General features: G+C 48.6%; 20 protein-coding genes. All 20 read right to left on the bottom strand.

Annotation, left to right across the window (positions count from 1 at the left end; all coding sequences use genetic code 11):
• Positions 1-20: 20 nt before the first annotated feature.
• Positions 21-191: a hypothetical protein gene (locus MEALZ_RS22665; RefSeq protein ID WP_014148433.1), complete on the bottom strand. Its 171-nt coding sequence runs from the start codon at positions 189-191 to the stop codon at positions 21-23.
• Positions 192-207: 16 nt separating this feature from the next.
• Complete coding sequence (locus MEALZ_RS09615; RefSeq protein ID WP_014148432.1) at positions 208-1482, bottom strand: TIGR02270 family protein; 1275 nt, start codon at positions 1480-1482, stop codon at positions 208-210.
• The gene (locus MEALZ_RS09610) at positions 1464-2078 is read right to left on the bottom strand and encodes a Uma2 family endonuclease (protein ID WP_014148431.1); all 615 of its coding nucleotides are present in this window, start codon (positions 2076-2078) and stop codon (positions 1464-1466) included. Before MEALZ_RS09610 ends, MEALZ_RS09615 begins: the two co-directional genes overlap by 19 nt.
• Before the next feature lie 1099 nt (positions 2079-3177).
• A protein-coding gene (locus tag MEALZ_RS09600) for an IS3 family transposase (protein ID WP_408607054.1) occupies positions 3178-4682 on the bottom strand; the annotation gives its coding sequence in 2 pieces (ribosomal slippage) (positions 3178-4244 and positions 4244-4682; 1506 coding nt in all).
• Positions 4683-4729: 47 nt separating this feature from the next.
• The gene (locus tag MEALZ_RS09590; RefSeq protein ID WP_014148429.1) at positions 4730-5569 is read right to left on the bottom strand and encodes a hypothetical protein; all 840 of its coding nucleotides are present in this window, start codon (positions 5567-5569) and stop codon (positions 4730-4732) included.
• Between the two features lie 18 nt (positions 5570-5587).
• The gene (locus MEALZ_RS09585) at positions 5588-6718 is read right to left on the bottom strand and encodes an HNH/endonuclease VII fold toxin-2 domain-containing protein (RefSeq protein ID WP_014148428.1); all 1131 of its coding nucleotides are present in this window, start codon (positions 6716-6718) and stop codon (positions 5588-5590) included.
• Positions 6718-7755: a 3-oxoacyl-ACP synthase gene (locus MEALZ_RS09580; protein WP_014148427.1), complete on the bottom strand. Its 1038-nt coding sequence runs from the start codon at positions 7753-7755 to the stop codon at positions 6718-6720. Before MEALZ_RS09580 ends, MEALZ_RS09585 begins: the two co-directional genes overlap by 1 nt.
• 41 nt (positions 7756-7796) lie before the next feature.
• Positions 7797-8009: a hypothetical protein gene (locus MEALZ_RS09575; RefSeq protein WP_014148426.1), complete on the bottom strand. Its 213-nt coding sequence runs from the start codon at positions 8007-8009 to the stop codon at positions 7797-7799.
• 39 nt (positions 8010-8048) lie between these two features.
• Positions 8049-9164, bottom strand: a complete 1116-nt coding sequence (locus MEALZ_RS09570; RefSeq protein WP_014148425.1) for a DUF2169 family type VI secretion system accessory protein — start codon at positions 9162-9164, stop codon at positions 8049-8051.
• Position 9165: 1 nt separating this feature from the next.
• Complete coding sequence (locus MEALZ_RS09565) at positions 9166-9651, bottom strand: DUF6484 domain-containing protein (RefSeq protein WP_014148424.1); 486 nt, start codon at positions 9649-9651, stop codon at positions 9166-9168.
• Positions 9652-9883: 232 nt separating this feature from the next.
• Positions 9884-12016, bottom strand: a complete 2133-nt coding sequence (locus MEALZ_RS09560; protein ID WP_014148423.1) for a type VI secretion system Vgr family protein — start codon at positions 12014-12016, stop codon at positions 9884-9886.
• A 782-nt stretch (positions 12017-12798) separates the two neighbouring features.
• Complete coding sequence (locus MEALZ_RS09555; RefSeq protein WP_014148422.1) at positions 12799-13092, bottom strand: PAAR domain-containing protein; 294 nt, start codon at positions 13090-13092, stop codon at positions 12799-12801.
• Positions 13093-13424: 332 nt separating this feature from the next.
• Positions 13425-14012, bottom strand: coding sequence for a DUF6931 family protein (locus MEALZ_RS09550; RefSeq protein WP_014148421.1), 588 nt, complete (start codon positions 14010-14012; stop codon positions 13425-13427).
• A 10-nt stretch (positions 14013-14022) separates the two neighbouring features.
• Positions 14023-15966: a type VI secretion system Vgr family protein gene (locus MEALZ_RS09545; RefSeq protein ID WP_014148420.1), complete on the bottom strand. Its 1944-nt coding sequence runs from the start codon at positions 15964-15966 to the stop codon at positions 14023-14025.
• A 284-nt stretch (positions 15967-16250) separates the two neighbouring features.
• A complete protein-coding gene (locus MEALZ_RS09540; RefSeq protein ID WP_014148419.1) occupies positions 16251-16865 on the bottom strand; it encodes a hypothetical protein in 615 nt (204 codons plus the stop codon).
• A gap of 113 nt (positions 16866-16978) precedes the next feature.
• Positions 16979-17509, bottom strand: coding sequence for a papain-like cysteine protease family protein (locus tag MEALZ_RS09535; protein WP_014148418.1), 531 nt, complete (start codon positions 17507-17509; stop codon positions 16979-16981).
• A 69-nt stretch (positions 17510-17578) separates the two neighbouring features.
• Positions 17579-20296 carry a type VI secretion system ATPase TssH gene (gene tssH / locus MEALZ_RS09530; RefSeq protein ID WP_014148417.1) on the bottom strand — a complete coding sequence of 906 codons (2718 nt, stop codon included), beginning with the start codon at positions 20294-20296 and terminating at the stop codon, positions 17579-17581.
• Positions 20297-20630: 334 nt separating this feature from the next.
• A complete protein-coding gene (gene tssG, locus MEALZ_RS09525) occupies positions 20631-21647 on the bottom strand; it encodes a type VI secretion system baseplate subunit TssG (RefSeq protein WP_046061495.1) in 1017 nt (338 codons plus the stop codon).
• Positions 21611-23491, bottom strand: a complete 1881-nt coding sequence (gene tssF / locus MEALZ_RS09520) for a type VI secretion system baseplate subunit TssF (RefSeq protein ID WP_014148415.1) — start codon at positions 23489-23491, stop codon at positions 21611-21613. Before tssF ends, tssG begins: the two co-directional genes overlap by 37 nt.
• A 3-nt stretch (positions 23492-23494) precedes the next feature.
• Positions 23495-23995, bottom strand: a complete 501-nt coding sequence (gene tssE, locus MEALZ_RS09515) for a type VI secretion system baseplate subunit TssE (protein ID WP_014148414.1) — start codon at positions 23993-23995, stop codon at positions 23495-23497.
• Positions 23996-23998 lie beyond the last annotated feature (3 nt).

Genomic DNA, 23998 nt, shown 5'->3' with positions numbered 1-23998 from the left:
TCATTAAGTAGGCAAAATCTTCAAACGAACAGCAGCAAAACGGCGACAATACCGAAAATCATTGCGAGCCTTAACCATATTTGCGCCTCTGTCGTTAGGCTGTGCCGGTGAGTCCAAAAGTTTCTTAATACCAAACCGAAAAATACAATTGAAACGAGCAAAAAAATCAATCCTGCAATGGATATCGACATGAACCGTTCTCCCCGCTTATTCGCTTAACCATGATTGTTGCCGCCATCCTGGTGCGCGCACTTCGAACAGAGGCGCTTCAACTTGCATCAACGCAAGTTCCAAGGCCGCCGACTTACGCTGGCGCTGATAACCTTCAGTCAATATGCGTTTACACTGCAATTCCGAGATTGGCATGCCTGACAAATAGCGAACGCCTTGGTTGAAACGTCCCTTGTTCGCGTCCCACCAAGCGGCTATTTTTAGAGGACTAGGCCAGGGCAAGTCTTCGTCGCTGTCCATCGTTACATCTTCATCTTCCGGATTTTCGGTAGGCCCCGCATCGAAGCCTTGCGGCGGTTCGTCGTCCAAATCTTCATAAGAGATATCGACGCCGGTGATGCTGCTGAACGCCTCGCCGGCCACTCGCGACAACTCGGGAATGCTCATTTGCTTGATCAGCCAAGGAACATAAAACGGATCGCCGATGATGCCGACGCCGACGACCAAATCGCGTTGCCATTCCGGATATCGAGCCAAGTTTTTCAGCCAGCGATGCGCATCAATGGGAGACATTGCGCGTAATAGCAAATCAAACGCGCGCTGGCCCAACGGGGACTTGATGCAAGCAGACGTTTTCAATGTTTCGATCGCTCGTATCCTATCGCCTAACAGCACTGAGGACCAGGCGGCCCAAAATTGGACTGCTTCATCGTCTGCTTTTAGCTGATCCTGAATCGGTTCAATCAAATCACGGCGTTTGAGTTGCCCCGCGGCTCTTAATGCACAGGCCTTTAGCGAAGCCGGTGCTTGGTCATCAGCGATAGTCTTAGCGAGAACCAAGCCCGGATCGGCGCGATGAACTGCGCAGGCGGCAATGCCAATCTGTATGAGTAAAGGCGAATCCGATGTCAAATAGCTTTTGACCGTACCGGCAAGTCGTTGCGGCGCAACCCAACCGAACGCCGAAACCAGACCGCGCAATGCTTCCGGAAATTGCGTCACTGTTTCAAGAACGCGTTCGAGACGATTCGCATACTTGCTCTCCAGCGCCAAGATTCCTGCGGCAAAGACCTCCCCCGGTTCGCCGAATTTTAAGGCCTCTTCGCATAACTGCCAAGCCTCGCTCCCGGCAATTCGTAAACCGTCCAGATGCGCTTCGATGCGGCTGTCGAGTTTTGCCAAGTCTTCCAAGCGATAATGCGGGGCATAGACGGCATAACTGCGTAATATCCACAGAAAAGCCGTTTCTTCGGCGTGTTGTTCGAGAATCTGGGGAATGATTCTTTTGGTTATTACGCTGGGAGTTTGCAAATTGCGTTTACCTGGTTTCTATTCGGATAGTTGATGAATGATATTAATCGGCATTCTCGAAAAGCGTAGCGCAATCGATTGCCAAGTCTACGCTTGAAAAAAAATGGTTCATTCTCACAGAATTCATACAAAACGCAATGCCCGGTATCGTCCCGCCGAAAGATTTCCGCCTTATGGGCAACCAGGTCGATTAATACATATTCGGCCAAGGATGAAAACTTTCTATAGTTGGCAAACTTCTCTCCCCGGTCATATGCTTCCGTGGATTCGGACAAGACTTCGATGATCAAACGCGGTTCGGACATATAGCGTTCGGCTTTATGATCCGACTCGGAACAGGTGACAAACACATCAGGATAAAAAAAAGCATTCGCCAATTTCAATTTCATGTCAGCCATGTAGACACGGCAGGGAGTCCCTGCAAGGTGGTTTCCAAGGAATCGAAAAAGGTTCCCGGCTATCGTGGCATGCTGACGCGTCACGCCAACCATCGCGAAAATCTCGCCGCCAATGAATTCGTGTTTGTCCTTTTGCCGTTCCTCCCATTCGAGGAATTCTTCGGGTGACATCGGTTCAGTTGTTGCCGGGAATGACATCGTCAATGCCTCCATAAAGTCTATTAAGGGCCTAAAGTACAGAATAGGCAAATTTTGTACGGCGAAGCTTATTACTATGAAAGTTCGTAGTTTTAGACTTTTTATCTAATTTTTCGACCTGATTAGCAAGATGCTTCAGCTTGCCGAAGCCAAGTGTCCGAGCGGAGGCCAGTTGTAGCCGCAGCCACTTCTGCGGGACGGGTTATTTAACCTGTCCCCAAGTTTCGGTTTGCCCTAAACATTTCGGCTTACTTCGGCCAAAGTCGAAACGTTTAGGACGGGGTTGAAAACCCCGTCCTGCTAGGATCTCCTGGTTTTTGGGCTTTAGCTGAAGAAACTTGCTAATCAGGTTTTTCGATATGCAAAAATATTCTGTAAAAATGCCGGTTCCGAAGAGGGTGCGGTTGCTCGACCGATAGGCGTCGGCGGCAGGGATAGCCGCCGCCGAGCCTACATGGACGTATTCACGGCGTCCTGTCGGGCGAGTGACCGCACCTTCCCCAACGCCTCGCACTTTCATTTACTGGGACGATGGCAAAGCCTTCATGAACGTTACTATGAAAGTACGGAATCGGAACAGAGTAGGGTTACTCGGCAGCACACATCAAATCGATATGGTCGGCCAACAAATCCCGTTTACGTTCCAGAAAATTGACCGTAAAAAAAATAACAACCGCCCGGCACAAAATTACGCCGATAATTCAGCATGCCATCTCCCGAATATCAATTTAGATTCGTAGGGCGGTTTCGCGCCAGCAAACCTTCATTAAAGCCGCCCAGAAACATTGACGGACATTACAGAATCATTGCTCCGTCCGAAGGTAAATTGCCAAGGTAAATCTAGCTTACGTTCATTCGCCGTAAGAACAAGATGCCATTGAAGAGTTATTTGTGACCGCTCGTCCATAGTTTCAGGGTATAAGTTATGAAAGTAGCATTAGCTCTCGCCAATCAGATCCGTCATATTGCACTAATTGCTTGGAACCGATGGACCAAACACAGTCTATGCAAGTCTTAAGTCGGTAAGTGAAACTGGGTATGCGGTATATGTCAATGATTTTGAGACACCCATAATAAAAAATTAGTGTAGATTGTGAGTTTAGTTTTCCTGGTCGAGAGCCTCATTTGCCGTCCGTGAAGGGGGCGGGTTAATCCAAGCGGCTTCAGGTACGGCTTGGGCATGGGGTTGGCGGTTTTTGAAGCGTTCCGGATTGCGCTCGAATGCGGCATGCAGGACTTGCGTGCGCTGCGTAACTATCTCGACGGCTTGGCCGCTGTGAACGCTGGCCGGGGTTAACAGTGCAATGCCGGAGTGATAGTGGTCATGGTTGTACCAGTCGAAGAACGTTCCGCAAAAGCTTCTGGCATCTTCGATAGCGCCGAATTGAGCCGGAAAGCCCGGTCGGTATTTCAAGGTCTTGAACTGCGCCTCGGAATACGGGTTGTCGTTGGAGACATGGGGCCGTGAATGGGTTTTGGTCACGCCCAGGTCAGCCAGCAGTTGCTCGACGCCTTTGGAGGTCATACTGCTGCCGCGGTCGGCGTGAATAGTCAATTGGCCTTCACGGATAGTTTGCCGAGTACAGCTTTCGCCAATCAGTCGCTTAGCCAGCTCGGTGGATTCGCGGTGCGCTACCATCCAGCCGACCACGCAGCGGCTGAAAATGTCGATAATGACGTAGAGGTAGAAATACGTCCATTTGGCCGGGCCTTTGAGTTTGGTGATATCCCATGACCATACTTGGTTGGGCGCAGTGGCGAGTAACTCGGGCTTGGTGTAGTTGGGACGACGAAGCTGGTTGCGGCGCTCGCGCACTTCCTGGTGGCGCACCAGGATGCGATAGAGGGTGCTGATGGAGCACAGGTAAACGCCCTCGTCGAGCAGCGCCGCATAGACCTGATAAGGCGAGCGATCCATGAAACGCTCGCTGTGCAGATGCGCCAGGACGTGTGGCTCTTCGTCCGTACTCAGTGCCAGCGGCGGGCGCGGACGTTCGACCGGCCACGAAGAGCGATCTTGTTGTGCGCGATAAAACGAGGCACGGTTGAAGTTGAGCGCCTCGCAGGCGGCCTTAACGCCTACCTCACGGCTGAGTTCAAGCGTGGCCTTCATGATGCTCTCCCGGTGTGGGCTGGAATCTCGCACAAGCCCAGCAGTTGCGAAAGTTTTTTTTGGACATCGATGATAGCCTCCGCCTGTGTTAGGCATGCCTGCAAACGCTGAATTTCGGCTTGCAGACGAGCATTTTCAGCGGCTAACGGATTCTTGTCCGAAGGTTTGCGGCCACGCGGCTTGGATAGACCGGCGCGGATGGCCTGCTCACGTTCGCTGCGCCATTTGCTGAGATGTGAGGAATATAATCCCTCTGTGCGCAGCAACTTGCCGATGCAGCCCGGTTCGCTACACGCATCAGCCTGGGTCAAGATGCGCTCTTTGTATTCGGCGGTAAACGTCCGGCGGGCGGCCTTTTCAAGCACTTCGCTGGTGATGCGGGAAGGTTCCGCGGCGAACGCGGAGGACACTTCAGCCGCCCTACGGGCGTCTTGCGTGTCCTCCGCGTTCGCCGCGGCATGAGGAATAGCTTGTACGGTTGTGTCAGTCATGAGATTTTCTCCGAAAATGTTCCCTAATTAATGCATGGGGCGGTGTCTCAGGTATATTGACACAGAGGGATGTCGCTAAATTCTGAATATTCTATAAATTGTAATTCGTTATCGACAATTTCATAGATTGAATTCATACTGCATACGAAAGTCCTTCCCTCAAATGAACAGATACCCCAAAGCTTATCGCCAGTAATTTCATTGTTTATTATCGACCAATCGTTTAAGCCACACCCCCTAAGAATGGTTCCTTGATCACCACAAGTGTATATAAAGCCATCGTTAGTTAGAACAGCGTCATAAATATCTAGATTTGTTGGCAAATCTAATCTCGTGCTACGATTGTCAGCTAATAAAATTCCAATCCCATGCCAACCGAATAGATAGAATGATCCTTCAGGTAGTGCCACTATTTTTTCAAAGCCTACATATTTAAATTGTTCAATATCCTGACTCATTTTGATTTCCTGATCTTTCCATTCGGAAGTGGTTTTTTTTAGGAAAGCAGTGTTTCCTCCCCCCGCAACTATATGATATGAATTAGAAGAAAAGGCTTGGGACCTAAGTGCTCCGAAATTTTTGTTTGAAGTAATGGGATCGGATGCCTCTATAGTATTACCGTTGTAAAACCATATCCCACCGTCTTCGCCAAGAAAGTAACCGTTAAGATTTCCACCTTCATTTGCGAGAATAACATCACAGCAATTTGATGAAACTAGAATACCGTTGGTGACGTCATGATCCTTAACTACGAGTAAGCTGTGTGGCTCCTTATCATGAAAAAGTTCATCAATTGAAAGTATCAACAATCCAGTATCACAGGAAATGGGAGCTCCTGTTACAAAAGAAATCCCTGGATTTGTAAGATTTACATTACTCATTTGCATTTTAGATATCCTAAACTTTCATCCCAGCCACGATTTGGCTAGTTTTGCTGCTCTGGCTGATATACCTTGTTTCCAAGGAGCACTCTCTCCAAGTCCAAACTGTGACATAGATACCTTAGCGTTGTTATCCTGGACCTTTCTGTGATAATCAAGCAGTTGGGCTTCTAAACACTCGACACTGCACCCTTTAAACGTATCAGAGGCTGTCACTGCGCCAACAATGGCAAGTGTTTCTAAATCTGTCTCCGCTCCTTTTCCTCCCATCTGGTTAACAAAAGCTTTACGCTTGGTCGACAATACACCATGAGTTGAGCAGGTAGCCGCACCGCCTTCGACGCACATGGAGGGTGCGTCCTTGTCATTATATTTATCCCAGCCTGGCTTTCGTTTTCCCGTTGTTCGATCCTGTCCAGCTTCGACAAATGATTTGACATCGATTAAGTGATCAGGTGTCTGTCCAGGGCAACATTTATTAGGTTCATATGGCGATAAAAAACAGCGCAAGGCCTTCTGGCAAGGATCTCTTTGCATTTCCCCACCTAGTTTCCGCTCTAAAGCCTGTTTTTCAGCCTTACTTTTGCCGGAATTTTTCTTTCGTGCTTCAACTAATTCGTATCCTGAGGTGGGGCACTTAACCGGTTTATTAAGATCGCCACACTTCGATTCAACATTATTTTTTTCATCTGCACATTCACCAATATTACCCATTGCCATCCGGTCAGAAAATATCCAAGGAACTGCCTCATTAGCCATAGGGCTTGCATGGTTATCAGTTGTCAAATCCAAATGCCGATCAACATTCTCACCTTCAAATTTGACATTCATCGACCATTTGATGAAATAAACTTTTCCTCTATTGGTACTTGAAATTACCCCTTTTTTGGCAGCCGACCCTGCCTCGTCGCCGGTCGATTTCTTGAAGTAAGACTTATTTTTCAGCATGACTTCTTTGCCCGTGATTTTCACGTTTTTGCTACCTTTCGTGGTATCAGAGGCAAATCCAGTATTCGGGTAGGGAATAGGAACGCCAGGCGGCGTCGCCGGATTTTCCGGCGGGGTAAAACAAACGTCCGGAAACGAAGCGATGGTTTTTCCAGAGCCTGCTTTACAGGCTAGTTCCATGCCGTTAGCATACACTTCATTCGCCATTATTTTGCTCCTACCGTTTGCCAAGCCAATATCATAGAAGCCCGCTTACCGTCGTCATTGCCTAGATGGGCCCAAATGTGATTCCCCTTGCTGTAATTTTTTTCGCAGGCGGATTTCAAATATCCCAGCATAACCAAGCCAATTGCCGAACCGGTTTCGCCGATACAATCCGCAGGATGCCAGATGTCGAATTCTTCTCGCTTAGTACGGTCGACGCGGCTGAAAGCGATGCTCGATTCTTTAAAATGATATTGTTCGCCTGCAATGTCGGTGATTTTGAATTCGAGGATGCTTTCACCGCAACCGGCATCGATTAGCGACTCTTTCAAAGCCGCAGTTAAGCCATCTGCTCTCAATGGTTCTTCCGAGTCAATGTGAGCTTTTTCAACAGCAAATCCTAGGCCATGGCAAATGAGCTGTGGCTCCGGCTTTGCGTAAGTCGGTTCTATGATGAGCGCCGCCCCCGCCTCGCCGGGTATGAATCCGTTGGAGTTTTGACTGGTCAGCAAGCGCTCGTGTTCTTCATAGTGCGCTAAGGATTGCGCGACAAGAAGACTATCGGTTGCTGCAATCAACACATGTTTGAGTTTCAATTCCTGAATGAGCGGCCTGGCATGTCTCAGCGCGAGTGCGACGCCGACATGCCCTCCGGCAATGACCAGTGATTTTTCATGAAATTCCAGTTGCAGTTCTTCCAACAAATCATGAAAAAACTGATTGTCGTCGTCGATTACCCGGCCTTTTCTGTCGCGCTCCGACAAACAAAGCAATAATGGCGTCTCGACGGGATTGATCAACGGGTTGCCGGACAAGCATTCTCGGATCGCAGCGGCGGCCATTTTGATCAGCTTTGTTTTGCCGCGCCACGGCTGTTCGAGCGGCACTTCGCAGCCCATGATCCACTCGCCGCCTTGGTCCATGAAGCGGGTTTCCTGAAAATTGTCGATCGCACAGCGTATCGCGGCACAGCTCGCCGGCGCATCAAGGCCGACGCCAGTGACCAGGCCGGTACCGGTAATCGCCAAAGGAAAGCTCATGAGGTCATCCCTTAGCGGTCTTTGGAGAAAAGGTCGGCATGCTATTTGGTTGTTTGCTCGAGTTTTTTTCGCAAAGCCATTGTATGTTCACTCAGTTCTTCGATAGTCATTGAATCATCCTGTTCTTGATGCCACTTTGTGTAATCGAAAGGCTCTCTCTGAATCAAAGCGATAAATCGTTCCGCTTCGACATCTCCGAGATAGTCGGAAAGGATCTGCATGCCTTTTGTTTTAATTTCGGTATCGGTAATCATTGCATCACTTCTTTTATAAAACCAATGGGATAGGATTACTCAACTTTCCTCCTCCGCTTCCGGTCGATTGGCTTTAGCCAAATGCGCCAACGAAGGATAATAGGTTTTGCCTAACTCCCGAGCACGCCACCAAGCCCGGGACATTTTGCCGACCAGTACTTGTGAAACTTCGAACATGCTCTTCTTCAACGGTCGTGCGATTCGCCAGGTGACCGTGAATCGCCCCAAATCGGGCTCGATGATCAAGGTATCGATTACCGCCCGGGTTTCTTCCTTGCCCCCTTTTTTCGGGAAAAACACGACCGGCATGTCTATTTTAGGCAGCCAAAAACGGCTTCGTCCCGACGGCGTCAGATTGGCCAACACGATCTCTTCTCCGCCTTGCAAATACGGAATTTGTTGATCGAGCGGCGCCGCCTGAAAATAGGCTTCGTCGAAATCGGGCGGCAGAAACGGAAAAATATGGTCGGTCCAGTGTTGATCATAGGTTCCGGCTAGACGATAACGCGGCTCCCAACTACGCCCGACCGGACCGAAAGACATCGGTCGATAGTCGCCGGCGGGATTCGTGATCGAACGTTCGCTCTCCTCGGTATTCGGCATCGGCGCGCCGTTCACGAGTTCGCTGCTTAGCATGGCGTGATAGCCAACGCCTACCGGATTAGGCCGATAGGCGCTGTGTTTTTCGGGATCGACATGAAAATCGTCCGATCCGCCGAAGGCGCGATCATAGGTGATCGGAATTTGCAAAAACGGCGCCGGCGGCCCCGCCTCGATGCCGCCGATACCCGCTTGCCAAACGCGATCGCCGACGACGCGAAATACTTTCTTAAAATCGCCGACTTTAAGGCCGACCGGAATTTGATTGACCGGCGAGCCCTCCGGTGCATAGGCGGTTCCGAGCAGCAACACGTCGCAGCGTGGTTTTCTGGGCGCGAAGTCGCTTTCATAAATGGGTGCTGAAAATCCCGGTTCTCCGGTGAAAGTATCGGCGAAAACCAATGGAACTTGTTCTTCGGCAAGCTCGGGTGCCTGATTGGCCCATTCGGGTATCTGAAAAGTCCCTTTGATTACGACCACCAACAATTCTCGGCCATCGACTTGCAAGCCTTGAGTATAGGCTGCCTGCATGCGGGTGGCGTTGATCAGATCCATATCAGTTGATTTGCACCGAGCCGCCCTTGATGCGATTGACGCCGGACGAGCGATTGAGAATATAAGCGCCTCGGATGATGATTTTACCGGCGCGGGTCAACGTGATGCTGGCCTTGCCGCAGCGCAGCACGATTTCCTGATTGGCTTGCAGGACTACCCGTTCGCCGTCTATTTCTGCATTGAAAGCTTGTTCATTCGGCTTTTCGGTTGAAATAACCGGCTGTTGCATGCGTCCGATGATCAGCGGCCTCGCCGGGTCGCCATTTTCGAACAATAATGCCACCTCGCAGCCGATATCCTCGCGCGTCAGGTTCGCGGTCGAACGGGCCGGCGCTGCCTCAGCCTGAGGATTACCAGTGAAACCGACCAGAGGCGCGCCTTGACCGTCGAATCCGATCAATAAACCGACAACCACGCCGTCGATCTTTTCTGTGATGGCATTTTCTGTGTAAAGCTGATTCGTTGGTTTCGTCAAAACATCGGTCATGCTTGCGTCTCCGAAAAATTATACTTCGCGCGGTCATGTTTGAGGCTTTTATGGCAATTGCTATTTTGTTCGAGAGCAAGGCGCGAAAACAGGCGCATAGCAAGCTATGTAACTGTTTTCGCAAAGCTTCCGCTCCTGCTCACGCCTCTTACCTACATCCATGTAGGTAACGCCGCTATCGGAAAAAAGAGCGCGTCAGCTTACCAGCAAATGTGGCCGCGCGAAGTATATATTAATTTTGCAGGATTTTTTTACCTTTGATTACGACATTTTTGTCGGCCTTCGCATTGATTTCGCCGCTGCCTTTTATCGTAATGTTCTTGCCCTGAATCGTGATCGTGCCGTCTTTTTTCATCGTGATGCTGGCCTTGCCGGTTTTGATCACGACCTGATCCCCGGCGTCGATCGTTAGATTCTTGCCGACGCTGAGCGAATTGTCCTTACCAATGCTGGCTCTGCGATTGTTGCCTACCGTTTCATTCACGTCTTTGCCGACCGTCACGGCCTGAGTCAATCCGATCGTGACGGCTTGCGCGCCGCCTACCGTGACTTCCTGAGCGGCACCGACGTTGATCATTTCGTTGACGCCGACATTGTGGGTACGGGTCAATCCGACATTGACGACTTCGTTCTGGCCGACATTGCGGGTTCTGTTCGAGCCGACCGTGATCGACTCGTTAGAACCGACCGTTTCGGTGCGATTGACGCCGATTGTGATCGTCTCATTATTGCCGACCGTCTCGGTTCGGTCGTGCCCGACGACGGTTGTTTCATCATGATCGATGTTTTTACTGCGGTCGTTGCCTACCCAGTGTGTCTCGTTGTTTTCGACTTCGATGTCTTGATTTTTTTCAGCATGGATGAAAAGCTGTTCGGAGCCTTTCTTGTCCTCGAAACGGATTTCATTAAAATTATCAGCAGTACCTGCCTTACTACTGCGGGTCTTGATACCGCTTTGCGTTTTATTGGTTGGCAACTCATAAGGCGGCATTTGCTCGTCGTTATAGACTCGTCCGGTGATCAGAGGCCGATCCGGATCGCCTTCCAGGAAACTGACGACCACTTCTTGGCCGATGCGCGGCAACGATATCCAACCCCATTTCTTACCGGCCATCGGATGAGAAACCCTGACCCAACACGAGCTGTTTTCATCGTCTTGCCCTTCCCTATCCCAATGAAACTGTACCTTGACGCGGCCGTATTTGTCGGTCCAAATCTCTTCGCCTGACGGACCCACGACAATCGCAGTCTGAGAGCCGGAAACGATCGGCTTCCGAGTGAGTCTTTCCGGACGAAAAGCCTGAGCAGCATCGATCGCGGCAAAAGTACACTGGAATATCTCACCCGCTCCACTCATGCTCGATTCAAGATCGTCGCCTTGAATCGCATAAGAAGCCGATACGACAATGTGCTCCTTGTTTTCTTCCGAGAAATAGAAATCCGCGAGCGAAAACTTCATACCGGGAATCAACGCCGAAGCATTACCTTGGCCGCGTTTCAACGAATAAGCATTTTGCCGCTCTTCCAGTCGCTTATCGACCAGCTTGGTATTGACCGATGATACGGTAAATTTTCCCGGAAAGTCATAGATCTCTTGATCGCTATGCGAATAGCCGCCGGGATTGTGCTTCTTGATCGTCAAATCGGAACTGGGCGATTCGAAATCGAAATCGTTGAGTTCGTATTTTCCTGTCGTTACCTGATTTTCCTGGAGCCATTCGTAAATATGATCGCGTTGGCGGCTGTCTGTGTTGCCGAGCGGAAAATAAGGAATGGTCTCATAACCGCTCCGAATCTGAAATGCTTTGTTCGAATCGGCGATGACCAAAGTATGTTTGCCATTGTCATGCTCGAAGAAATAAAAGATGCCTTCGTGCTCCATCAGGCGGCTGATGAAATCGAAATCGCTTTCGCGGTATTGCACGCAATAATCCAAGGGCTGATAGTCGCCTTCCAGTTTGTATTGAACGTCGGCGAAGGAGTAGCGACTGAAGACTTCCTTGATGACATCGATGACCGATTTATCCTGGAATATTCGGCAATCGGCATTCAACGTCAAATACCATAGCCAAGGCCTCAACGTAGCTAGATAGGTAATATAACGTCCGCGCAGGCCGGTATGTTTGAATTGCACGATCTCGCCGTTGATATGACGCGTCGTTCCGTTCGGCAGATCGAGATTGACGGTCATGCCCTTGCCGAGCAATCGATCGGCCTTGACGCCTCCCAGTTTTTGATCGCGAATCAGCTCGACGTCGAATTCGAACAATCGGCCGATTTCTTCCTTACCTGTCAACCGGTAGAAGATGAGCTGATCGTCTCCGAGCGGAGTCTCGGCTGTCACGGATCGATTGTTTTGGGCCATAAAACAGCTTACCTGGAAATTTGTTTAGGAACGCGCATGAAATATACCCATCGCAGATCAAAATTCGGCACCAGGGTGTCCGTCAAAGGACGCCGTGAATACATCCCTGTAGGCTCTATGCCAGCTCCATGCTGGCAAAGCCTTTGCCGCACACCCTGGCGCCTCCTCAGGCACTGCCGAAATTTGAAGTGCGAAAGGTATAACTCCGACACCTGTCAATCGAGTAACCGCAACCTCTTCGGAACCGGCATTTTTACAGCATTGTTTTGCATATCGAAAAATTAGATTTGCGAACTTTCACAGTAACGTTCATGAAGGCCTGGCCATCGCCCCGGCAAATGAAAGTTCTCTGGTGGGGAGGGTACGGTCACTCGCCCGACAGGACGCCGTGAATACATCCCTGTAGGCTCGACGGCGGCTTTCCCTGCCGCCGACGCCTGTCGGTCGAGCAACCGCACCCTCTCCGGAACCGGCATTCGCTCTGTCGAGCGCCGTATATCGAAAAATTAGATATATCCTTTGCTGGTCAAATTTCGGCGCCGGGGTGTCCGTCAAAGGACGCCGTGAATACGTCCATGTAGGCTCTATGCCAGCTCCATGCTGGCAAAGCCTTTGTCGGACACCCCGGCTCCTCCTTAGGCAATGCCGAAATTTCAAGTGCGAAAGGTATAAAGGGTCTATATCTACGAACTTTCACAGTAACTTTAGTGCTGTATCAAAAAGCTCGATATTGGCCAACTATTGGCTTTGCCTTTTTAGCGCTAGGGCATAAAAAGAAAGCTTTAACCGCCTATTAAAACGGTCGGACAACCAGGACCGACAATGACTCCGCCGTGCGCAGTATTATCCAATAAGCGCGCTGCAGGCATGTTGCAAATCAATACCGTGGATGATCCTTTGACAATGGTATCCGGAGGCCCCACACAAGTCGCCATATCCCCGACTTTTGCGGCCGGTAAATTGCCTATCAATACGGTTGGGGTTCCAGGCGGTAAAATAGGCCCACCTACATGAGGCACTACCCCTGTAACCATAGGACAAACATGCATGTCTGTCACTCTAGCTGCTGGAAACATACTCGCTCCTTTAGGATTTCGTGATAAATAACGTCCGGGGACTATGTGCTATGTTGAGGGTTCGGTAACTCGCTTGACAGGACGCCGTGAATACGTCCTTGTAGGCTTGACGGCGGCTTTCCCTGCCGCCGACACCCGCCAATCGAGTTACCGAGCCCTCCTATTTACAACCAAATCCTTAATTGTGTTCGATCATCAAATTTCGGTTTTCACAACGTGAAGGGTGAAAAGTCCATCTCATCGGACATCTTGAGATTGAGAGAGGGAGCACGATTCCGAAATTCGAATTGGGAAAGTTATAAAACGGTTTGGCTAGCCGTTAGTTTATTTGATTACTGTACAACCTTACGACCGTCGCCACCCTTCGCAATATCAATGCCTTGCCGAATAAATGTCTGCTTTCTGTTTTTGACCTGAGCGGCACCATCTTGGGAAGCAGCCAGCATAATGGCGCCTGCAACCGCTTTTGCAGTAAGATCCGGTGACGGAAGAACAATATTGTCATCTAAAGGTGAAAGATTATCACCGCTCCAAAATGCCGCTGTTGCCGCCCAACCGGCAGCCGTTTTAAAATCTGTCGCTTCCGCAGCAATAAAAGCGGCTTTAGCATTTTCTTGAATAGGCTTATACACCCAAGCTTCGGCCGACTCCACCGCCTTCGCATCCTTTGGATTCATTTGAGTACTTTGACAACTACGAGCACACAAGCAAGCCCACCATGTCGCTTCTCTTTTGGGTAAGCCATAAGCGATAAAATTAATACAATCAGTGAAACATTCTTCTTGTATTAATTTTTCAATAAATTCAGCAGGCGTGACGTCTTGAGTTAATAACGATTGACCTAATTCGCTTAACTCGAACAACCCAGAGATTTCGGAAGCCTTTTCTTGTTTTATTTTTATTAAATTTATTTCAGTCATTGCCCATACGCTAGTTAATTTTTGTCAAGCCGCCCTGCAGAATCAACATGCCGTCTCCTTTGACTACGGTCATTGGACTCTTTATTTCCGACGTCCCACTGGCCTCCACTTTTATTATCGTTCCTTTGATCGTAATCCCTGCTTGGGTGATTTCGATACTGCTGCCGCCCACTTTGAGCTCGATGGACTGCATCGCTTCAATCGTGCTTTTGCCGGAATCGATCTTGACCGAATGATTGCCGGTCGATACCTTCAAGTCATAATTCCCCTGATCGATCTCGATGTTACGATTGCCTGTTTCAATTTTCAACTTATCGTTGCCGTCGTGCAAAGTAACTGTTCTATCGTTTTGGATCTCGATCGTTTGATCGCCCTTGTCTTTTTTATCTAAACCGATCTTGCGAGTCTCGTTATTTTCGATTACACAATTAAGGTCTTTTTCGGCGTGGATGTAAACCTCTTCCTCGCCTTTTTTGTCCTCGAAACGTAATTCGTTGAAGTTATCGGCCGTACCTTCTTTTGAACTGCGGGTCTTGATACCGCTTTGGGTTTTGTTAGAAGGTAAATCATAAGGCGGCATTTGATCGTCGTTGTAAACTCTCCCGGTTATCAACGGACGGTCCGGATCGCCCTCTAAAAAACTGACGACGACTTCTTGACCGATCCGCGGCAAAGAAACCCACCCCCATTTCTTACCGGCCATCGGCTGAGAAACCCTGACCCAACACGAGCTATTTTCATCGTCTTGTCCTTCCCTGTCCCAATGAAACTGGACCTTGACGCGACCGTATTTATCGGTCCAAATCTCCTCACCCGACGGGCCGACGACAATCGCGGTCTGCGACCCTGAAACCGAAGGTTTGGGTGTCGATCTGAGCGATCGAAAGACTTGCTTTGCATCGATCGCGTCGAAACTGCATTGAAAAATCTCACCGCCTCCACCCATACCTGAAACGCTATCGTCGCCTTGAATAATATAGGATGCCGACACAACGACATGTTCGATGTTTTCTTCGTCAAAATAAAAATCGCTTAGTGTGAATTTCATACCGGGAATGAGGCCCAAAGCATTGCCTTGACCGCGCTTAATGGAATAGGCATTTTGCCGCTCTTCTAAGCGCTTATCGACCAGCTTACTGTCTACCGTTGATGACGAGAATTTTCCTGGAAAATCGTAGACTTCCTGTCCGGATTGAGAATACCCCCCCGGGTTGTGTTTTTTGATTGTTAAATCGGAGCTTGGCGTTTCGAAATCGAAATCATTCAATTCGAATTTACCTGCCGTGACTTGATTCTCTTGAAGCCACTCGTGAATATGATCGCGCTCACGGCTCTCGATATTTCCCTGAGGCATATAAGGAATGGACCGATAGCCGCTTTGAGTTTCGAAAGCTTTATTCGAATCGGTAATTACTAATTTATGTTTACCGTCTTGATGCTCGAAGTAATAAAAGATGCCGTCGTGTTCCATCAAGCGACTAATGAAATCGAAATCGCTTTCTCTATATTGAACGCAATAATCCAAGGTTTTGTATTCGCCGTCCAATTTATAAAGAACATCGGCAAATGCGTAGTTGTCCAATACTGCCTTAATAACATCGATAACCGATTTATCTTGAAAAATACGACAATCGGCATTTAGGGTTAAATACCATAACCAAGGCCTTAGTGTTGCACGGTAACAACTAAAGCGACTATGGAGCCCTATATGCTTGAACTGCACGATCTCACCGTTAAAAAACCGCGTGCCCCCGTTGGGCAGATCCAGCTTGACTGTCATTCCCTTGCCCAACAATTGATCGGCTTTAACACTGCCCAGTTTCAGATCGCGAACTAACTCAACCTCAAACTCGAACAATCTGCCGATGGATTCTGTCCCCGTCATACGATAGAAAACCAGCTGATCATCGCCTAAAGGAGTATCGGCAGTAATGGATCTATTGTTTTGTGCCATGATTTATAAAATTCCGGTTATAAAGTGGTCTAACAGAGGCGACTGAAAAAACTGGTTTTATTGGCTCGTTTATATCAAGGTTTTTAGCTTATATACCTTTCGCACTTCAAATTTCGGCAGTGCTAGAGGAGGCGCCTGGGTGTCCGACAAAGGCTTTGCCAGCATGGAGCTGGCATAGAGCCTACATGGACGTATTCACGGCGTCCTTTGTCGGACACCCAGGCGCCGAATTTTCATCTACGACGGGTATATGCTGTCAGTTTCATTGCTTACTTAACTTAATTTCAGACTGGAAACACTCCAATCAATGTCTTAATAATACCGTTTGCGCCAACACCCATTTTGGTAAGCTGGTAATAAAAACTCCATTGCCTAGTTTTTGAGTTACGGACACCAAAAGTGATCACATGAACAGGATCTTTATCCGAGCCCATATACATATGCGGGCTCACGATCGTACTTCCCAGTTTGCTGCCCTTCAAGATAGCGTCCTGTTTGTTCCATGCATTATTTTGCGATTTCATATTAATGTGAGCGACATAGCGTGAACCATCCTCGGCTGGAGAACCAACGCCAAAGCTGCAACCGTTCATCGGCGCAGTAAACATGATATTTGCAGCATTGCTTACTGTCGTAGACTGAATGGAGTCATCCTGATAAGGGCACCAATATATTTCCATTATGCCCTCAGCATTCCCTCCATTACCTGCAGGCCGAGCCATATAAGTTGCAATCTGCGCCCCTGGACGTTCGACACTACTTGCAAGACCATTAAGTTTTTCCAGAGTAAAAAATTTTTTACCTCCTGTTTTATTAACATCACCTCCTTCAGGAGTTGAAACGATGTTATTTTGCATAAACTCAACAGGGTCAGAAAGAAAGCGATCTACAGCTGGCATAAATACCTCAATTTTATGAATAATAATTTTATCGACTACCTAAGAATTCGGTCATCAATCAAGGTGAACTTTAGAATAGGTTCTTGTCCGCAAAAACCAGTGAGATAAATTTATCAACCTTGATGTGGTTTTCCTTTTTTTCGCATCAATGCGCGGTTCCCCCACATTAACTTGCTGTTAAAATTATTTAACGACATCCGAGAATTTGGCGCGTTTTCCGGGTCGTGATAAATCACTTCATTTGCTTCAGAGTCTATACCAATAACAACTGAAACATGAGCCCCCGGAGCCCACCAAGACATCATTAAAGGTCCATACTCTTTAAGCATTTTCGCAAGTTGCCAATTTTTCCATTTTTTATCAGCCGGTTCAGGGACTTCTTCTAATCCTTCGTTCTGCATCATTTTTAATTCAGCATCACCACCTATAGGAAAATGTCCGACATCTGTACCGTGTTTAAGTTTGTCTAGAGGACGTTTAAATAATTCCGGGTTACCTAACCGAGGGCCTGCTTCAAAATAAAATCCAACCATGCACAAACTGGCATACCAGCATCCAGTTGGATCATCCCGTCCGTGATGTTTACCAATCTCTGCGCCAATACCAAGTTGTGTGACAAATGGTACATTTAGATAAAAGGACATAAGATAGACCTCTGTGTATTATTTGCATTAACGACTTTAAGAACGAGCATTCTCAATGTGTAGTTTAATTCAAAATTCATAAATAAACTCTCCATCCGCCACACCGACATGCACCCTTTCAACTGTCTTACCTTCCATCATCCGCGTTAAAAACTCGGAGCTGATACTGGGCAAAACCGTATTGGTCAATATCGCATCGATCATGCGGCCGCCGCTTTCGACTTCGGTACAGCGTTCGGCTATCAATTTAATAACATCCTCATCATAACTGAACGGTACCTTATGATTTTCAACAATACGTTTTTCGATACGTTTTAACTGCAATTTCGCGATTGCGGCGATCATTTCGTCGCTTAACGGGTAATATGGAATAACGACCAGACGGCCCAACAATGCCGGCGGAAAGACTTTTAGCAACGGTTCCCTCAAGGCTTTGGCAATGCCTTCAGGCTCCGGCATCAAATCCGGATCTTTGCAGAGATTGGCGATCAGCTCGGTACCGGCATTGGTAGTCAAAAGAATCAGCGTATTTTTGAAGTCGATGACCCGGCCTTCGCCGTCTTCCATCCAGCCCTTATCGAAAACCTGGAAGAAAATTTCATGAACGTCCGGATGCGCTTTTTCGACTTCATCGAGCAGCACGACCGAATAGGGTCTTCGTCGAACTGCTTCGGTCAACACACCGCCTTCGCCGTATCCGACATAACCCGGAGGCGCGCCTTTTAACGTCGACACGGTATGCGCTTCCTGGTATTCGCTCATGTTAATTGTGATGACATTCTGCTCGCCGCCGTACAAGGCTTCGGCCAAGGCCAGGGCTGTTTCGGTTTTTCCGACTCCCGACGTACCGGCCAGCATGAACACCCCGATCGGTTTGTTCGGATTATCGAGACCCGCGCGCGAGGTTTGTATGCGCCGCGCTATCATTTCCAACGCATGACGTTGTCCGATGATGCGCTGCTCGATGGCATCGGCCAGATGAATGATGGTCTCGATTTCATTCTTGACCATACGCCCGACTGGAATTCCGGTCCAATCGCCGACGACGGAAGCCACGGCTTGAGCATCGACGCTCGGTAAAATCAACGGCGATTCGCCTTGCAAATCATGCAATTGAGATAGCAAGTTTTTTAAATTCTCAAGCAGACCATTGCGTGTTGCCGATTCGGAATCGACTCCCGCAACTTCGTCAACCGCTTTTTCGAGTTTGCTGTCGGTCCCCTCGACTTTACCGCCCTGTTCTCGCAGTTTTTGACGAATATCTAAAATGTTTTTTACGAGCTCACGTTCGTTGTTCCAGCGCTCTTCTAACAACGCCAAGCGATCTTTTTCGGCTTTAAGTTTTTCCAGAACAATCGTTTCGCGGTCTTTGATATCGACGCCAACCGACTTTTCTCTGCCGATGATCGCCAATTCCGTATCCAATCCGTTAATCCGTTTTCGGCAATCATCGACTGCGGCAGGAACGGCATGCTGGCTGATTGCTACGCGTGCCGATGCAGTATCTAGCAAACTAACCGATTTATCGGGCAACTGCCTGGCGGGAATATATCGGTGAGACAGCTTTACCGCAGCTTCCAGAGCCTCATCGAGTATTTGAACCTGATGGTGTTTTTCCATGACAGATGCGACACCTCGCATCATCAGTATCGCTTTTTCCTCATTCGGCTCCAGTACTTGCACGACTTGAAAGCGCCGCGTCAATGCCGGATCTTTTTCGATATGTTTCTTATATTCGGCCCAAGTCGTAGCCGCGACGGTTCTGAGCGTACCTCGAGCCAGAGCCGGTTTTAAAAGATTCGCTGCATCGCCGGTGCCGGCTGCGCCGCCAGCGCCGACCAAGGTATGCGCTTCGTCGATAAACAAAATGATAGGTTTTTCGGATGATTGCACTTCCTCGATCACTTGACGTAAGCGGTTCTCGAATTCGCCTTTCATACTGGCGCCTGCCTGCAGCAAACCGACATCAAGCGTACGCAACGTGACGTCCAGCAAGGACGGCGGCACGTCCCCGGCGACGATCTTCTGCGCGAAGCCTTCAACGACGGCAGTTTTGCCGACGCCGGCCTCGCCAGTCAATATCGGGTTGTTTTGACGTCGACGCATCAAAATATCGATGACCTGCCGGATTTCTTCATCGCGCCCAACGATCGGGTCCATCTTGCCTTGTCGCGCCTGTTCGGTTAAATCGACAGTGAATTGTTTCAAGGCTTCTTGTTTACCCATCTGCGCCGGCGACATCGCGCCGCTGGCTTCGCCCGGAACAGCCCCTCCTCCGACTTGAAAACCGTCGCTTGAATGCAGACCTTCTTCAGGCGAGCCGCTGACAATCTCCGCGAAACGTTCGGTTAAGGTATCCGGCTTGACTTTTCCAAATTCGTTGGAAATTTCGAGCAAGGCATGATTCAAACCCTTCGTTTTAAGAATGCCGACAACCAAATGTCCCGAACGTACCTGCGATTCGCCGAACATTAATGTACCGTATACCCATCCTCTCTCGACAGCCTCTTCGACATGCGACGATAAATCGGAAATCGATGTAGAGCCTCTTGGGAGGCGATCCAAAGATTCGGTAAAGTCGCGCGCCAATTTGGAGGGGTCGAGATTGAATTGACGAATGATTTTATGGAGATCCGAGTCTTGCAACTGAAGAATTTGATGCAACCAATGCGTTAATTCTACATAAGGATTGCCGCGCATTTTACAAAACACGGTAGCGCCCTCTATGGATTTGTAGCACACTTTATTCAGCTTACCGAATAACGCGACACGGCTGATATCGCCCATAACTCACTCCCAAAATAATCATTGAATTGACCCGTATAAAGATCTGCGCTCAAACAACGGCACCTGTTATCACTTAAAAACATGCAAATGAAAAACTCTACAGCACTCAGCTTTCTAGCGGTTCGGTGACTCGCTTGACAGAACGTCTTGAATACGTCCTTGTATGCTTTACGGCGGATATTCTTGCCGCCGACACCTGTTAAGCAAGCCACCGAACCCTATTCCAAAAGTTGTCGTAGCTATTTCATGCTCGTTCCTTGGTTTTCAGGCAAAATCTAGACACAAATTCCGCTGACTGCTCACTGTTTACTGCTCACCAGCTTATATCGACTCATTACCGTATCGGATTCAGCAACAGATCGTTCGCATCTTCAGTGCTGTGCCGCTCGCCAAGCCAGCTAGTCCAACCCAGTCGCGTGCAGCCGTCCAATTGACTCATCGGTACCTCGTCATTTTTCAAGATTAGATTAACATCCCAATCGAACTCGAAGCCGCTGTAGTTTCGTACGATCGCAATCAGTTTTTCCAATCGCTGACCGGAAGGCAGCAAACTGACATACTCTGTTAGGGTCAAAGGCCCGAACAGAATCCGGAATTTATGCTGACAACTCCAAACTCTGGAGCCCAATACGACCGACTCGCCCAATCTACCGGTTTGGGCCGATTCACCCAATCGGGTCAAATCCTCGGTTTCGATCTGTAACCATTCGCCGATGAACTCATTGAGTCTCACCGGTAATTTATAGAAATCGGCCAGGATAGCGATCAGCCCGTCGGCATTTTTAGCCTGATTCGCTAAATGGCCTATGTAATGAAACTTGGCCAGATCCGGCATCGCATCGCGATCTTGAAACACCTCATCGCCGATCCCGGCTAACGCTCCTAAATAATCGCCAAATCGGTTTTGGTCGGGTCGGTCGAAACTGAAAGCAGGTTCGGCATCCGCTTTGGCGCGATAGAATAACGCAACCATGCGGTGATGAAAAATATCGCCAAATCGGGCCAGAGTATGATCATGAAAATTATGCTCCCGGCTTCGCACATATTCAGTCAGATGCAAGGGCATCGGACCGTTGGGTCCGAACAGCCCTAAAAAACGCTGTGTCAATCGGGCCGGCTTCCCTTCCTGAGCCGTAATAAATTGACTCATTGTCGACGACTCAAATGCCATGGAGACTTCTTGACCAAACCTTACCGCGTCGTCTACAGGCCGACTGGATTGTCCTATCAAAGGTTTATCGTCATGACTACATTCAATCAACCGTAAGGCATGAAAAAAATCATACTGATGCGGCTGTTCGAGTAAACCTTCGATTAAATCGTTTTTCTTCGACCTATTCTCGCCGGCCATCTAATGATTTCTCCCCGATCCGGGGACTTGACCACGGTTTCGGTAAACGAGTTAATTGAAACATAGCGGGCTAAAAAATTTTCCAGCACTGCTCCCATCAAGAAGACGCCGCTGCCTTCAAAAGCAGACTCTTCGAAGTTCAAGGTTATTTCTAAGCCGCGCCCAAAAACGATAGGGCCGGCCGTATTGATTCGTCTGACGATATCTTTCGCTTGAATCGACAACAATCCCTCGATCTGATTAGTAATAGCTGCAACATTGTATTCGCTATATAACTTCAATAAACTTCTCAGAGCGACGGCACCTTCTTTGTCATTACGGTCGATTAAACTTAAATAGTTCATCGACAAATGATTGATTAAACTCCAATTGACATTGCCATAGGCGGTCGACGACCGAGGTTTAGTGGGACCTGAAAGGCAACGGATGCTTTGTACCGGCGCGCCCTTCTGCATCGTGAAGTCGGTTTTTCCTCCGCCCAACGGCATCAGCAACGGTAAATCGCGATTACTACAAAGCGCCTTGATCGATAGTTGTTTAAGGTCGTTACTGTAAGGCGCCGATTGCCCGTCGACCAGCGTAATAAAGGTCTCATTGCCGATATAACTCGATCGCGGTCCTTGACGTTTTTGTTTCGACGAAGCTATCCGTTGTTGCCGATGTAACGAATAATAAGCAGGCCGGACGTCATGGCTGCGTTCGTCGCTGTATCGATAAAACGGCTGAAATTCCTTTTTTTCATTGACGCCCCCGCTCCCAATGCCAATGACCTCCTTGACTTGGCAAATTTCAAAGTCCATCGGTCTGGAGCGGTCCGGAATGATATGAAATTCGGACGACTTCCGATCGATATAAATAGGATCGGCATGCTTGGGAAACAGATTGATCGCCGGAGTACAAAACAACGCAAATTGAGATCTATCGACGGCATTAATCAGTTTTGCGTGACTTCGTTTTAGCAGAACGATTAAATCCATCTCTTCGGCATCGCACTGATTCAACGCTTGAGCGAAACCGTTAAATTCTGCAAACATAAAGCGTTCCGGAAAGGCAAAATATTCTTGCAGAAGACGGTACCCCTGGAAAGAACGAGGCGAATAATTGAGCAAGGCTTCTTCATCGGAAAAGCCTATCCGGGTTACCGCATTATCTTTGACTAAATGTTGCCAGCGATAAGGTTTTTCGGTCGGCTGCATGCAAACGGCTAACGAATCGCCAATCAATTGTTCATACAAGTGCATCGGCAATTCGCCATGCCCTCTTAAAAAAACGGGTAAGGAATCCAATTTTAACTCATTGAATTTCAAACCTGCCGTGGTTTTGAGCCGGATGCGAATCGCGGCTTTTACCCCGGTCAGATTATGTGCGCAGAGGTTTGCCACGGCCCCAAGATTGGGCAGATATTCCGCTTCGTGGATTTGTAAAGGCCAAAGTTTGATTTCGTGCGCGGTGCGATATTCGCAGGGGGTTTGTTCGCCTTTTGTCGTCTGGCTGCGTAACGCGGTTGCTCTTTCTATCGTAAAACCTTCATTTAACGAACCTTCCGTTAAATCGGGTTGAAATTGCACGACGGCCATAGACGGTGTCGGCTCGAGATAATTCGGATAGATCATTTCCAGCAAGTGCTGGGTAAATCGCGGAAACTCGGCATCGAGCTTCAATTGGACGCGTGCCGCTAAAAAGGCAAAACCTTCCAATAATCTTTCGACATAAGGATCTGCGCATTCAAAGCTATCCATGCCCAAGCGCGCTGCAATCTTAGGGAATTCGACGGCAAATTCGCCGCCCATTTCCCTCAAATGGTGTAGTTCCGTGTTGTAATAGCGCAATAATTTCGGATCCATGCCTTAGCCGCCCATGTCGCGTAGATTAACATCGCCAGTCAATACATCGATCTCAGTCCGTAAATAAAGATGTATCGGAAGGGGCTGCGCCCAAAGATTGGCCTCGATATCGAAGCTGATAGCTTGATGACTCATGACATCCGCCGACAATACTTTAACCGACAAACTATTGGGAAGAATTCGCGGCTCAAAGACGGAAATGGCTTGTTTAAGTTTTCTTTCTATATTGGTCAAGTCCGCGCCGACCACGGAAGTACCCGCTAGATTTTGTATGCCGAAATTGATAACCGACTGAGCGACTTCCGGATAATCCGTTAAATCGGCAACGGACTCGAAGGAATCGGCATTCAATAGCCAGGAAACGTCGCGCAGGACCGACTGCCTCAATCTCTGCATCGATAACACCCGCTTATCTCTGGATTCAACCCGATTGTTCGGCTCATCATCCGTCAATCGATCGAGTAACGAAGGTTGGAGGCGTTCTTTTTGGGTTAATTCGGCCATGAC

Source organism: Methylotuvimicrobium alcaliphilum 20Z (genome assembly GCF_000968535.2).
GTDB classification, from domain to species: domain Bacteria; phylum Pseudomonadota; class Gammaproteobacteria; order Methylococcales; family Methylomonadaceae; genus Methylotuvimicrobium; species Methylotuvimicrobium alcaliphilum.
The sequence above is the reverse complement of the archived record's forward strand: the minus strand, read 5'-3'. Positions and strand labels throughout refer to the sequence as shown.